The organism is Escherichia sp. E4702 (assembly GCF_963883545.1).
Lineage (GTDB): Bacteria > Pseudomonadota > Gammaproteobacteria > Enterobacterales > Enterobacteriaceae > Escherichia.
Map to the genome: position 1 here is coordinate 1 of NZ_CAWORF010000023.1, position 13415 is coordinate 13415.

At 51.5% G+C, this 13415-nt stretch carries 11 protein-coding genes, 1 rRNA gene and 1 riboswitch; of the genes, 2 read left to right on the forward strand and 10 right to left on the reverse strand.

The features are described from left to right. From AACU94_RS15480 to btuB, 3 genes are all read right to left on the reverse strand, one after another. Positions 1–138 (reverse strand): 16S ribosomal RNA (locus AACU94_RS15480); the annotation flags it as partial. A 372-nt stretch (positions 139–510) separates the two neighbouring features. After that, the gene (gene murI, locus AACU94_RS15485) at positions 511–1368 is read right to left on the reverse strand and encodes a glutamate racemase (RefSeq protein ID WP_135488441.1); all 858 of its coding nucleotides are present in this window, start codon (positions 1366–1368) and stop codon (positions 511–513) included. Then, the gene (btuB, locus tag AACU94_RS15490; RefSeq protein WP_135488442.1) at positions 1313–3157 is read right to left on the reverse strand and encodes a TonB-dependent vitamin B12 receptor BtuB; all 1845 of its coding nucleotides are present in this window, start codon (positions 3155–3157) and stop codon (positions 1313–1315) included. The genes murI and btuB overlap by 56 nt, the downstream gene beginning before the upstream one ends. A gap of 65 nt (positions 3158–3222) precedes the next feature. Continuing rightward, positions 3223–3413: riboswitch (cobalamin riboswitch) on the reverse strand. 113 nt (positions 3414–3526) lie between these two features. Here btuB and trmA point away from each other — a divergent pair. Next, the gene (gene trmA, locus AACU94_RS15495; protein WP_000187026.1) at positions 3527–4627 is read left to right on the forward strand and encodes a tRNA (uridine(54)-C5)-methyltransferase TrmA; all 1101 of its coding nucleotides are present in this window, start codon (positions 3527–3529) and stop codon (positions 4625–4627) included. Positions 4628–4666: 39 nt separating this feature from the next. Here trmA and AACU94_RS15500 read toward each other — a convergent pair whose 3' ends face one another. From AACU94_RS15500 to AACU94_RS15515, 4 genes are all read right to left on the reverse strand, one after another. Further along, positions 4667–5026 (reverse strand): YijD family membrane protein, encoded by a 360-nt coding sequence (locus AACU94_RS15500; protein WP_000806411.1) that lies wholly within the window; start codon positions 5024–5026, stop codon positions 4667–4669. Continuing rightward, a complete protein-coding gene (gene fabR, locus AACU94_RS15505) occupies positions 5026–5676 on the reverse strand; it encodes an HTH-type transcriptional repressor FabR (protein WP_001309117.1) in 651 nt (216 codons plus the stop codon). Before fabR ends, AACU94_RS15500 begins: the two co-directional genes overlap by 1 nt. Positions 5677–5779: 103 nt before the next feature. Beyond that, on the reverse strand, positions 5780–7096 hold the full coding sequence (locus AACU94_RS15510; protein WP_131161585.1) for a citrate-proton symporter: 1317 nt from the start codon (positions 7094–7096) through the stop codon (positions 5780–5782). A 42-nt stretch (positions 7097–7138) separates the two neighbouring features. Continuing rightward, a complete protein-coding gene (locus AACU94_RS15515; protein WP_135488443.1) occupies positions 7139–8305 on the reverse strand; it encodes a M20 aminoacylase family protein in 1167 nt (388 codons plus the stop codon). 329 nt (positions 8306–8634) lie between these two features. Here AACU94_RS15515 and sthA point away from each other — a divergent pair, with 329 nt between their 5' ends. Further along, positions 8635–10035 (forward strand): Si-specific NAD(P)(+) transhydrogenase, encoded by a 1401-nt coding sequence (sthA, locus tag AACU94_RS15520; RefSeq protein WP_001120822.1) that lies wholly within the window; start codon positions 8635–8637, stop codon positions 10033–10035. On the opposite strand, the gene oxyR is transcribed toward sthA, so the two are convergent. From oxyR to argB, 3 genes are all read right to left on the reverse strand, one after another. Beyond that, the gene (gene oxyR, locus AACU94_RS15525) at positions 10018–10935 is read right to left on the reverse strand and encodes a DNA-binding transcriptional regulator OxyR (protein WP_130206544.1); all 918 of its coding nucleotides are present in this window, start codon (positions 10933–10935) and stop codon (positions 10018–10020) included. The genes sthA and oxyR overlap by 18 nt on opposite strands. Before the next feature lie 266 nt (positions 10936–11201). Continuing rightward, positions 11202–12575 carry an argininosuccinate lyase gene (argH, locus tag AACU94_RS15530; protein WP_130222322.1) on the reverse strand — a complete coding sequence of 458 codons (1374 nt, stop codon included), beginning with the start codon at positions 12573–12575 and terminating at the stop codon, positions 11202–11204. Positions 12576–12635: 60 nt separating this feature from the next. Beyond that, on the reverse strand, positions 12636–13412 hold the full coding sequence (gene argB, locus AACU94_RS15535; protein WP_130258322.1) for an acetylglutamate kinase: 777 nt from the start codon (positions 13410–13412) through the stop codon (positions 12636–12638). Positions 13413–13415: the final 3 nt, after the last annotated feature.

Here is a 13415-nt window from a genome sequence, read left to right on the forward strand (position 1 = left end):
AGGCAGTTTCCCACGACATTACTCACCCGTCCGCCACTCGTCAGCAAAGAAGCAAGCTTCTTCCTGTTACCGTTCGACTTGCATGTGTTAGGCCTGCCGCCAGCGTTCAATCTGAGCCATGATCAAACTCTTCAATTTAAAAGTTTGATGCTCAAAGAATTAAACTTCGTAATGAATTACGTGTTCACTCTTGAGACTTGGTATTCATTTATCGTCTTGCGACGTTAAGAATCCGTATCTTCGAGTGCCCACACAGATTGTCTGATAAATTGTTAAAGAGCAGTGCCGCTTCGCTTTTTCTCAGCGGCGCGGGGTGTGCATAATACGCTTTCCCGCTACAGAGTCAAGCATTTTTTTGCTTTTCTCTGCCGGAATTCTCAGGAGAATCCCGCTGACCCGGCGGCGTGTTTGCCGTTGTTCCGTGTCAGTGGTGGCGCATTATAGGGAGTTATTCTGAGCTGACAAGAGGAAATTTAAAATAATTTTCCGAATGCGCAACATTCAACCAAATCAGCCTGAAACTGCCAGTTTTTCGAGCGTTTTGAAGCCGTAACGCTGTAAAACGGGTAATAACTGTTCAGCTTCTGGCGTCATGGCCATGCAAAAGGCAATGTTCGCATCGGCAGATTTTGCCTCAGGAGCTTCATGTTCCAGCAGCCAGGCCGTTCGGCGGGCAATCGCTGCGCCAGAATCCACCAGCCGGGTTCCCTCTGGCAGCACCTTTAACAGTTCTTCTTGTAGTAGAGGAAAATGGGTGCAACCCAGAACAACGGTATCTGGCGGCTCTTTCATTCTTAACCACGGGCGCAGGATACGTTTTAGCGTATCCAGAGAGATTTCTTCGCCATGCAGCTTCGCTTCAGCCAGCTCAACCATTTCTGCCGAGCCCAGCATCTCTATCTGACATTCATTAGCGAAACGCGCAATTAGCTCGTGGGTATAAGAACGTTTTACCGTACCACGAGTTGCCAGCAATCCGACAATGCCATTAGCTGTCAGGCGTGCCGCTGGCTTAATTGCCGGAACGACACCGACAACCGGGAACGCAAACTTTTCGCGTAATGCAGGAAGTGAGACGGTACTGGCGGTGTTGCAAGCGACCACAGCCAGCGCAAGGGGATAACGCTCTTGCACTGCGGTGACAATTTCCACCACACGCTCAACAATAAACTCTTCGCTTTTTTCGCCATACGGGAAAGCGACGTTATCGAAAGCATAAATGTAATGGAGATCCGGTAAGAGATGCCGGATCTCGTCATAGACCGACAACCCACCGACGCCGGAGTCAAACACCAGCACGGTGGGACGTGGTTCAGAAGGTGTAGCTGCCAGACAAGGTGTATTCCCGTCCTGCAGTTTGGTAGCCATAGACTGTCTCATAATCTTTGTCGAACAGGTTGGCTATTTTACCACGAACTGTCAGGTGAGAGGTGACCGGATACGCAACCGCAAGATCCCACAAGCTCACACCGCCCATTTTAACGGTTTGATAAGGATAAGATGAGTAATCCTTATCATAGCGAGAGCCTAAATACTGATAAGTAATCCCCCAGTCGAAGTCATACAGCTGCCAATCGAGCTGGTATTTCACCTGCTGTTTAGCACGGCGTAACAACGGCGTGTCAGTAATCGCGTTACGGGCATCAACATAATCGTAACTCACAGTATGCGTCAGTGGTCCGGTATCAAAATTGGCGGTCGCCTCGACACCTTTAATCCGCGCTTTCCCTTCGTTGTAATATTTCAGGATATGGTCGTCATAATCGATTAAGTCACTAACGTCGTTACGATATCCGGAAATACGCCAGTTCACTCCTGCTGTTAAACCTTCAAACGCGCCTTCCCACTGTTTGCTTTTCTCAGGGTCCAGATCCGGATTACCGTAGAAGCCGTACAGTTGTCCAAGATTTGGTGCCTTATAAGATGTCCCATAGGAAGCGATAAAACGATAACCTTCGATGAACTCCCATCCGACGCTGGTTTGCCAGGTTCCATGACGACCAAACTGTGAGTTATCGTCGCTGCGTGCTGCGCCTTCAAAGGTAAAATCGCCAACTTGTTGCAGCCCGGTCAGATAGATGCCGGTATTACGTTGATCATATCCATCCTCAACGTAACCTGTACCCGGCGTCGTAGTCTGTTTCTGCCAGTCGACACCCGCGCCAATACTACCGTGACCAACGATGACATTGTTTGCCCACTGGACGGTGTATTGCTTCATCTCATCGAGCGTCGCCGACGAATCATAACGACCATAATGCGGATCGTAGTTGTAATCTTTGCTATGGCTATAGCTAGTAATGAGTTGTGATTTAATCAGTTCGCCGTTATAGCGCAGCCCGGCGTCCCAACTTTGACTATAGAGTTTACGGGTATCGACCAATGGTGAACCCGGAGAATAATACGCGTCATAATTGGTCCGATTATCATAGCCATAGCCACGTACAAAGCCGCTCCAGGCATCGGTAAAATTATGTTCCAGCGCACCATAAAGCGTTTTACTTAAGAAACCATCGTTATCAGGCTGCGCTTGCATTCCTGTATTGCCGTAAGCGACAACATCATAACCATGGGTATAAGCGTAATCGCCCAACAGAGTTACCCGTGTCTTATCCCCCAGTTGTTGCTGCGTAGAGACATCATAGTTCTGATAACTATGGCTTCCCCACCCCGCTGAAATTTCCGTTCCAGGTTCATCGCGCGTCGTGATGATATTCACCACCCCGCCTATTGCATCAGAACCATAAACGGCGGAACGCGGCCCACGGATATATTCGACACGCTGAACAAGTGCAATGGGGAATTGACTAAGATCGGCTGAACCACTCACCCCTGCCAGATTCAGGCGTACGCCATCAATTAACACCAACACATGACTGGCATTTGTGCCACGAATAAAAATAGAAGAAAGCTGACCTGAACCGCCGTTTTGGGTGATATCCACGCCCGGAAGACGGCGCAGCACATCATTAACCGAGGTCGACTGCCAGCGGTCGATATCCTGACGCGTCACAACGGTGGTTGGTGCAAGTACAGTGCTGCGCGGCTGTTCAAAACGGTTAGCAGTAACAACGAGAGTATCCGGGCTGATATCCTGTGCCCAAGCGGAAAAGGCTGTGACAGAACACGCCGTCAGCAGCGAAGCTTTTTTAATCATTGTAAAGCATCCACAATAGAAGAAGGATGCCGCAGGTTTCATCAATATTACGCGATGATGAGAACCAGATGCGACGTTGGCCGGCAGGTCTTCGGGCTTGGAGGGGTATCTGAAGATACAAAGAGATGATGACTTCCCACCGGATGGCAGTGTCCGCATAACGCAATCATCGCACCTTTCCTTACCGCTGCGCGTCAGCTCCAGATTCGCACTGGATTCCCTATTAACTCACAGGACCGGCAAGTGGATGCTACAGGTTGTAACAACTTACTGTCCAGACGTAGCTCACAAATAGGAATTCATCAAGATCTGGACATCTGATGAGCAATCCCTACAATCGCCGCGTACTTTAATTTTTCAGGATACATCATGACCCCCGAACACCTTCCAACAGAACAGTATGAAGCGCAGTTAGCCGAAAAAGTGGTACGTTTGCAAAGTATGATGGCACCGTTTTCTGACCTGGTTCCGGAAGTGTTTCGCTCGCCGGTCAGTCATTACCGGATGCGTGCGGAGTTCCGCATCTGGCACGATGGCGATGACCTATATCACATCATTTTCGATCAACAAACCAAAAGCCGTATCCGCGTGGATAGCTTCCCCGCCGCCAGTGAACTCATCAACCAGTTGATGACGGCGATGATTGCGGGTGTGCGTAATAATCCCGTTCTGCGCCACAAGTTGTTCCAGATTGATTACCTCACCACGCTGAGTAATCAGGCGGTGGTTTCCCTGCTGTACCATAAAAAGCTGGATGACGAATGGCGTCAGCAGGCGGAAGCCCTGCGCGATGCGTTGCGCGCGCAGAATCTGAATGTGCATCTGATTGGTCGGGCAACGAAAACCAAAATCGCGCTGGATCAGGATTACATCGATGAACGTCTGCCGGTCGCCGGAAAAGAGATGATCTACCGTCAGGTAGAAAACAGCTTTACCCAGCCAAACGCGGCGATGAATATTCAGATGCTGGAATGGGCGCTGGACGTAACCAAAGGCTCAAAAGGCGATTTACTGGAGCTATACTGCGGCAACGGTAACTTTTCATTAGCGCTGGCGCGTAATTTTGATCGGGTATTAGCCACCGAAATCGCCAAGCCGTCGGTCGCCGCCGCGCAATACAACATCGCAGCTAACCATATTGATAACGTACAAATTATTCGTATGGCGGCAGAAGAATTTACTCAGGCGATGAATGGTGTGCGCGAGTTTAACCGCCTGCAAGGGATCGACTTAAAGAGTTATCAGTGCGAAACCATTTTTGTCGACCCACCGCGCAGCGGTCTGGACAGTGAAACCGAGAAAATGGTGCAGGCGTATCCGCGTATTCTGTATATCTCCTGCAATCCGGAAACATTATGCAAGAATCTGGAAACATTAAGCCAGACGCACAAGGTTGAACGTCTGGCTCTGTTTGATCAATTCCCCTACACGCACCATATGGAGTGCGGCGTATTACTGACCGCGAAGTAAAACCCATGCCGGATGCGCCAGCATCCGGCATGATTCCGATTACTCAGCAACTTCCTGCTTACGGTTACGCATCTTCGCGCCAATCCAGAACACCATAATGACGGACAGCACAGCCGGGAAGAAGTTAGAACCGATATCCGGATATTCCGCACGAACCACAGTGCTATAAAGCAGAACGCCGAGAATAAAACAGGCAGCAGCCAGACCCGGCAAGCCGACCGGCATAGTGCGATTAAGATAACGTTGATGCAGGCAGTAAACCGTCAGCACCAGGGAAATAATCGGGAATACAGAAAATGGCACAATGGAGCTAAACAGCGCTGCGAAAGTACCATTAATCGATAAGCCAGCAACTAACGCCAGCAGCAGCGTACCTCTATCTTGATTTGCTTGTTTCATTACTCGTCCTTCACATTTCCCGGAATAATTGCGGTTTTCTCTTGTTCACGGCGATACCAGTAATAAGCCCCTTTCGAAATCATTCGCAGTTGCAGTACCAGTCGCTCTTCTAATTGCCGACGTTGTTCGACGCCGACATCCAACGCCTCGGCACCCGCGCTGAAGACAATCGTCACCATTGCTTCGGCTTGCGCTTCAGTAAACGCGCGAGGCATATGGTTTTCGAGTTCAAGATAGTCCGCAAGTTCCGCAATGAAGTGCTGAATTTCACGCGCAACGGCGGCACGAAACGCGGCGGAGGTGCCGGAGCGTTCCCGCAATAATAACCGGAAGGCGTTAGGATTATTACCGATGAACTCCATAAATGTGGATACCGAGGTACGGATCACACTCCCGCCTTTAGCGATACGCTGACGCGCCTGGCGCATAAGCTGACGCAGCATCAAACCACTCTCGTCAACCATGGTCAGACCCAGTTCGTCTACGTCGCGGAAATGCCGATAAAAAGAGGTGGGAGCAATGCCCGCTTCACGCGCCACTTCACGTAAACTCAGGCTGGCGAAGCTGCGTTCAGCACTTAATTGGCTAAATGCGGCCTCTACCAGCGAACGTCGGGTTTTTTCTTTTTGCTGCGCTCTTACGCCCATCACGATGTCTGAATCCTTGCCAAAAGTACTGCTGGCACTATACCAGAGAATGAACATACTGGATTGCTCCAGTGTTGTGAATGAACGGTAGCGCAATAAAACACATTTACTGCAACTCTTTAGCCGGTTCTTTTACAAACAGCAACGCCAGCATAGACAGCAATGTGCCCCCGCCCAGATACCACGCCGGAGCCGTCAGGCTATCCAGTAACACGATGGATTGCGTGGCGAAATATTGCGCAAAACCGCCGAAGATTGCTACGCCAATGCTATAAACCAACGCGAAGCCTAATGCCCGAATCCGTTTCGGCAACAGTTCGGAAATCAGCAACATTACCGGTACCCCACCAAGCGTGGTAAAGCTGACCATCACGAAAACGACCGTCAGCAACATGCCGGGACTGGGGTAATTCACCAACAGCCAGAACGAAGGCCAGCTACAGATCAGAACCATCACACGAGAGATTAAAATCAGTTTTTTACGCCCGACCGAATCACATAGCATCCCCACCAACAGCGCGCCCACAAACGTAATTACCCCCGCCAGTAACATCGCTGCATGAGAATAGTGTTGAGGCATTGCCAGATACTTCGCCGCCCAGGTGCCATAGTAAAAGAGGGAAATATAGGTTGCTACCGTGCTACCGATAGCGAGTAAAACGCCGTTAATGATAATCGCTTTATGTTGCAGGAGCAGAGAGAACGCGCTTTCGCTGGCAGCAGCTTTTTTATTGTGTACAGGTTCAGGTACGTCATTTTCCAGGCTCAGACGCAACCAGCAACCGATCGGTGCTAATAACACGCCAATAAAAAATGGCACACGCCAGCCCCATTCTGCCATTACGGTTTCTGAACCTGTGGCGAACGGTAGCCAAGTGCTCAGACCTAAAGCGACAACACCACCAAAGGTCGTTGCCAGCCCCTGGGTCGCCAGCGACCAACTGCTGTAAAAACCGCGACGATTTGCCGGAGCTGATTCAACCAGTAAAGACATTGAGGCGCCGACTTCACCACCTGCCGCAACACCCTGAATCAGACGCGCCAGTACCAGCGTCGCCGTTCCCCAATAGCCCGCCGTTGCATAGGTCGGCGCAATGCCAATCATCAACGTGCCGAGGCTCATCAGGGCAATGGTGAACACCATCGCGGGTTTGCGTCCGAAACGATCGGCCCAGGCCCCGACGATAATTCCACCAAGCGGGCGCATAAAAAAACTCACGCCAAACGTTGCAAATGCCAGTAACAGCGCGACATTGTGATCGGCACTGGGCGGGAAGAAAAGCGTACTGATATAGACCACAAAAAAGTTGTAAACGCCAAAATCAAAAAATTCGAGCGCATTGCCAAACGCCGAAGCAAAAATCACCCGCTTACCGCTAGGCTTTTTCTTCACAATCACGCTTCCATTTACGATCGCCGTCATTCCATGTTCCTTGCCAGAAAGTGTTGTTGTGTGTTGTTTTATTTATTGCAGCCAGGCTTCTACCAGTGCGCCCCAGTAGCTGCACGCCGGGACCAGACTTGCATCGTTGAAGTCGTAGCCCGGGTTATGCACCATGCAGGAACCTTCCCCGACATCGCCATTACCGAACAGCAAAAAAGCGCCTTTCGGCTGGGCTTCCAGCATGAAAGAGAAATCCTCACTGCCCATCAGGGGCTTGATGCCAAACTCGGCCCGATCTTCACCAAACGTTTTACACGCCACCTGCCAGGCGAAGCGCGCCATCTCCTCGTCATTCACTAATACCGGCGTACCGTTAACATGCGTAACCTCAGCCGTAGCGCCAAAGCTGACAGCCTGGGCTTGCGCCAGAGCCGGAATACGGGTCAGTAGAAGTTGTCGGGTATCGCGGCTAAGAGAGCGGACGCTGATTTTCATCTCAGCACTGTCAGGAATGACGTTAGCGGCCTCACCCGCAACAATGCTGCCAACGGTAATTACCGCCGCTTCCAGCGGATCGACATTGCGCGACACAATGCTTTGTAATGCAGTGGTGATATGTGCCGCGACCAGCACCGGATCGATGGCTTTGTGAGGAATTGCGCCATGCCCTCCACAGCCACGAACTGTGATGTGGAACTGATCCATTGACGCCATTAGCGCCCCTGGCTGGAAGAAAAACTTGCCAACCGGCAAGCCCGGCATGTTGTGCATCCCGAAAATGACATCGCAGGGGAAGTGGTCAAAAAGACCTTCTTTGACCATAATCTCGCCGCCGTTAATCATCTCTTCTGCGGGCTGGAAGATAAGACGTAACGTGCCGTTAAAACGACGAGTTTCGGCAAGATAACGTGCAGCTCCTAGTAATATCGTGGTATGGCCGTCATGCCCGCATGCGTGCATTAAACCGGGATGTTTACTGGCCCAGGGCTTGCCACTATTTTCATAAATTGGCAGCGCATCCATATCCGCCCGCAGGCCAATACTTTTCTCTCCGTCGCCCACTCTTAACGTGGCCACTATCCCCGTCGTCGCCAGTCCTTGCTCTACCTCATAGCCCCACTGGCGCAGCTTTTCCGCAACCAGAGCACTGGTTTTAAATTCCTGTAATCCCAGCTCCGGGTTTTCATGGATCTGATGGCGGATCTCGCGCAGTTCTTCCTCAAACCCACGAATGTAGTGTTCGATCATCGACTATTCCTTTATTCACTTATAAACAGGTTAATTAACGGATTTTATTGATGGTATAAATATAAATAAGGCATCAATATAAAATATTTATATGTTTGTTTTATAAGAATATTTAACATAGACAATAACAAAAAAGCACACTTCGGCAAGATAAAACTATCAGCCATAATAAAAAGCAATTAATAGTGAATAAATAAAATAAGAAGGAGGAAGACAAAGCAAAGGCCGCTCACGATATAGCCAGATAAATGACGGGGATCAATTGGCTTACCCGCGATAAAATGTTACCATTCTGTTGCTTTTATGTATAAGAACAGGTAAGCCCTACCATGCCACATTCCTACGATTACGATGCCATAGTAATAGGTTCCGGCCCCGGCGGCGAAGGCGCTGCAATGGGCCTGGTTAAGCAAGGTGCGCGCGTCGCAGTTATCGAGCGTTATCAAAATGTTGGCGGCGGTTGCACCCACTGGGGCACCATCCCGTCGAAAGCTCTCCGTCACGCTGTCAGCCGCATTATAGAATTCAATCAAAACCCACTTTACAGCGACCATTCCCGACTGCTCCGCTCTTCTTTTGCCGATATCCTTAACCATGCCGATAACGTGATTAATCAACAAACGCGCATGCGTCAGGGATTTTACGAACGTAATCACTGTGAAATATTGCAGGGGAACGCTCGCTTTGTTGACGAGCATACGTTGGCGCTGGACTGCCCGGACGGCACGGTCGAAACATTAACCGCAGAAAAATTTGTCATAGCCTGCGGCTCACGCCCTTATCATCCAGCAGACGTCGATTTCACCCATCCACGCATTTACGACAGCGACTCAATTCTTAGCATGCACCACGAACCGCGCCATGTACTTATTTACGGTGCTGGAGTGATCGGCTGTGAATATGCGTCGATCTTCCGCGGTATGGATGTAAAAGTAGATCTGATCAATACCCGCGATCGCCTGTTGGCGTTTCTCGATCAAGAGATGTCAGATTCGCTCTCCTATCACTTCTGGAACAGTGGCGTAGTGATTCGTCACAACGAAGAGTACGAGAAGATCGAAGGCTGTGACGACGGTGTGATCATGCATCTGAAGTCGGGCAAAAAACTGAAAGCCGACTGTCTGCTCTATGCCAACGGTCGCACCGGTAATACCGATTCGCTGGCGTTACAGAACATTGGGCTGGAAACTGACAGTCGCGGACAGCTGAAGGTCAACAGCATGTATCAGACCGCGCAGCCGCACGTTTACGCGGTGGGCGACGTGATTGGTTATCCAAGCCTGGCTTCAGCGGCCTATGACCAGGGGCGCATTGCCGCGCAGGCGCTGGTAAAAGGTGAAGCCACCGCGCACTTGATTGAAGATATCCCTACCGGTATTTACACCATCCCGGAAATCAGCTCCGTGGGCAAAACTGAACAGCAGCTGACCGCGATGAAAGTACCGTATGAAGTAGGCCGCGCCCAGTTTAAACATCTGGCGCGTGCACAAATCGTTGGCATGAACGTGGGTACGCTGAAAATTTTGTTCCATCGGGAAACAAAAGAGATTCTGGGGATCCATTGCTTTGGTGAGCGCGCTGCCGAAATTATTCATATCGGTCAGGCGATTATGGAACAGAAAGGTGGCGGCAACACCATTGAGTACTTCGTCAACACCACCTTTAACTACCCGACCATGGCGGAAGCCTATCGGGTAGCGGCATTAAACGGCTTAAACCGCCTGTTTTAACGCTTTATCGAAATGGCCATCCATTTTTGCGCGGATGGCCTCTGCCAGCTGCTCATAGCGGCTGCGCAGCGGTGAGCCAGGACGATAAACCAGGCCAATGGTACGGCGTGGTTCCGGCTTAATGCACGGCAGATAAACCACGCCATCGCGTTTGCGTTCTGGCGGTACAGCCAGCGCAGGCAATAAAGTGATCCCGCTACCTGCGGCTACCATGTTGCGCAGCGTCTCCAGACTGGTCGCGCGGAAGTGTGTATCTTCATCCGCTCCAGCTTCAAAGCAGAAGCCCATTGCCTGATCGCGCAGACAGTGACCATCTTCCAGCATCAGCAGTTTTTCCCCTGCCAGATCGGCCATCGGCACGCATTCGCGATTAGACCACGGGTGATCTTCATAGACTGCCAACAACATGGGTTCATCAAACAACGGTACTTCAATGAATGCTTCGCTCTCTTTCACCAGCGCGAGGATCACGCAGTCGAGTTTGCCACTGTCCAGTTGCGCCAGTAACTGATGGGTCTGCGCTTCATGCAGATACATTTCCAGCTTCGGAAAGGTCTGGTGCAGCATCGGGATGATATGCGGCAACAGGTAAGGCCCAACCGTAGGAATCAAACCAATATGCAGCGGCCCGGACATCGTCTCCCCCTGCTGGCTTGCCATCTCTTTAAGGACTTTCACCTCGCGCAGCACGGTACGCGCCTGATCCACCAGTAGCATTCCCGCCTGGGTGAATAACACTTTACGGCTGGTCCGCTCCAGCAACATCACGCCCAGCTCATCTTCCAGCTTACGAATTTGCCCGCTAAGCGTCGGCTGGCTAACGTGGCAGGAATCTGCCGCACGGCGAAAATGGCGGTGCTCGGCCAATGCCACCAGGTACTCAAGATCACGAATATTCATTATCCATCCTCCATCGCCACGATAGTTCATGGCGATAGGTAGCATAGCAACGAACGATTATCCCTATCAAGCATTGTGACTGATAATTGCGCACAGAAACGGAGCGGCACCTCTTTTAACCCTTGAAGTCACTGCCCGTTTCGAGAGTTTCTCAACTCGAATAACTAAAGCCAACGTGAACTTTTGCGGATCTCCAGGATCCGCTTTTTTTTGCCATAAAAAAGCCCGGCGATAAGCCAGGCTCAAATTTGTACATATAAATGTTCTTACCCCAACCGCGCCCTTGCAAAAGCAATCGCCTGGGCCACCTGCTGCGGTGAGACGCCGCCTTTTGCCGCACGCTTGTCGAGGCACGATTGTAGCGACAGAATCGGATAGACATCTTCGCCAATCACGTGGCTGAATTTCTGCAACTCACTGAGCGGCAGATCTTCCAGCGGTTTGCCCTGACGAATGGCTTCCACCACCGCTTCACCAACAATATGGTGCGCCTCGCGGAACGGTACGCCTTTCGCCACCAGGTAATCCGCCAGTTCAGTGGCGTTGGCGTAACCTTGCTGCGCCGCTTCCTGGCAACGCGGACGTTTCACCTGAATGCCGTCCAGCACCAGCGCCGCCATATGCAGGCAATCCAGCCAGGTATCGAGCGCGTCGAACAGACCTTCTTTGTCTTCCTGCATATCTTTGTTGTAAGCCAGCGGCAAACCTTTCAGCGTCATCATCATGCCGGTTAACGCGCCCTGCACACGACCGCATTTACCACGAATCAGCTCCAGCGCATCCGGGTTTTTCTTCTGCGGCATTAATGATGAACCGGAAGTCACGCGGTCAGAAAGCTCGACAAACCCCGCCTCGCCGGTATTAAAGAAAATCAGATCTTCAGCAAAACGCGACAGATGCACCATGCCAATAGCGGCAGCAGAAAGCAGTTCCAGCACATGATCACGGTCAGAAACGCTGTCGAGACTGTTACGGGTCGCCGAAGCAAAGCCCAGCCAGCCTGCTAACTGTTCACGGTCGATTTCATAGGCCGTTCCCGCCAGTGCGCCACAGCCTAACGGGCTGACATCCAGACGCTTAAGCGCGTCCTGCAAACGGCTTTCATCACGCGCCAGCATCTCAACGTAGGCCAGGCACCAGTGCGCGAAAGTCACCGGTTGAGCGCGTTGCAGGTGGGTGTAACCCGGCATCACCGCGTCCTGATTGTTCTGCGCGGTCTCGACCAGAGCGGATTGTAACTGCCGGTTAGCCGTCAGTAACTCGCTAACGGTATCTTTGCACCACAGTTTCAGGTCAGTCGCTACCTGATCATTACGGCTACGCCCGGTATGCAGTTTTTTGCCTAACTGGCCCACTTTGTCGATCAGTTTGCCTTCCACCCAGCTATGGATATCTTCGGCATCGCTTTCAAGGATTTGTTGTGGCCTGGCGCGAACATCTTCCAGCAGCACGTTCAGCGCCTCTTCCAGTTGCGCCTGCTCTTCTGCGGTTAACACGCCGACCGTTACCAGGGCTTTGGACCAGGCCACAGAGCCAACAATATCCTGCTCCGCCAGACGGTAATCAAAACGCAGTGAGTCGTTGAATTGTTTGAACCGCTGATCTGCTGCCTGGGTAAAACGCCCGCCCCAAAGTGCCATAACTCTGTTTCCTTATGTTGAAATTCAATGCCGGAAAGCGACGTCTCCGGCCAACAAAACTTAAGCTAAAATCCGCGTACCCATCGGCATACCGTTAAACAGTGCCGGAAGCTGTTCCGCATGACGCCAGGAGGCGATATCTACCGGACGGCCCAGCGTGCGCGCAGCATCCAGCGCCGCGTTCACTTTTACAATCATGCCGTCGGTAATAATGCCCTGCTCAATCAGTTGTTCCGCTTTCGCGGCGGTCATTTCGGCAATGCGTTGCCCTTTACCGTCGAGAATGCCGCTGACGTCGGAGAGCAAAATCAGATCTGCGCACAGCGTTGCCGCCAGCGCCGTCGCCGCCTGGTCGGCATTGACGTTCATCAGTTGCCCTTCGTCCGTTACGCCAATGGAGCTGACCACTGGCAGATAACCGTTTTCCAGCAACGTATTGATAAGCTTAGGCGAACCTGGCTGCGCCAGTCCAACATGGCCTAACTCTTCATCAAGCTGGGTCACTTTGACGCTGTCGCCGTCACCGAGAAACAAACCTACGGCCGCAATCTGATGTTTCTTCGCCCATGCCAGCAGGGTTTTATTTGCCGTTCCCGCCAGCGCTCCGGTGATAATGTCTATCTGATCCGCAGGCGTCACCCGCAGGCCGTTTTTCTTTTTCACCGGCAGATTCAGCCCTTTCATCAGCTCATCCACCACGCAGCCGCCGCCGTGGACAATCACTAGCGGACGCTGATGTGACTCACGATATTTCACCAGTGCGCTGAACAGCCGTTCCAGCGCCTCTTCGCTATCCAGCAGTACGCCGCCCAGCTTGATAATTAATGGATTCATCATTGC

What these genes read in the sequence shown, in the direction of transcription:
- murI (WP_135488441.1), bottom strand. Translation starts at nt 1,368, where the DNA reads ATGGCTACCAAACTGCAGGACGGGAATACACCTTGTCTGGCAGCTACA.
- btuB (WP_135488442.1), bottom strand. Translation starts at nt 3,157, where the DNA reads ATGATTAAAAAAGCTTCGCTGCTGACGGCGTGTTCTGTCACAGCCTTT.
- trmA (WP_000187026.1), top strand. Translation starts at nt 3,527, where the DNA reads ATGACCCCCGAACACCTTCCAACAGAACAGTATGAAGCGCAGTTAGCC.
- AACU94_RS15500 (WP_000806411.1), bottom strand. Translation starts at nt 5,026, where the DNA reads ATGAAACAAGCAAATCAAGATAGAGGTACGCTGCTGCTGGCGTTAGTT.
- AACU94_RS15510 (WP_131161585.1), bottom strand. Translation starts at nt 7,096, where the DNA reads ATGACGGCGATCGTAAATGGAAGCGTGATTGTGAAGAAAAAGCCTAGC.
- AACU94_RS15515 (WP_135488443.1), bottom strand. Translation starts at nt 8,305, where the DNA reads ATGATCGAACACTACATTCGTGGGTTTGAGGAAGAACTGCGCGAGATC.
- sthA (WP_001120822.1), top strand. Translation starts at nt 8,635, where the DNA reads ATGCCACATTCCTACGATTACGATGCCATAGTAATAGGTTCCGGCCCC.
- oxyR (WP_130206544.1), bottom strand. Translation starts at nt 10,935, where the DNA reads ATGAATATTCGTGATCTTGAGTACCTGGTGGCATTGGCCGAGCACCGC.
- argH (WP_130222322.1), bottom strand. Translation starts at nt 12,575, where the DNA reads ATGGCACTTTGGGGCGGGCGTTTTACCCAGGCAGCAGATCAGCGGTTC.
- argB (WP_130258322.1), bottom strand. Translation starts at nt 13,412, where the DNA reads ATGATGAATCCATTAATTATCAAGCTGGGCGGCGTACTGCTGGATAGC.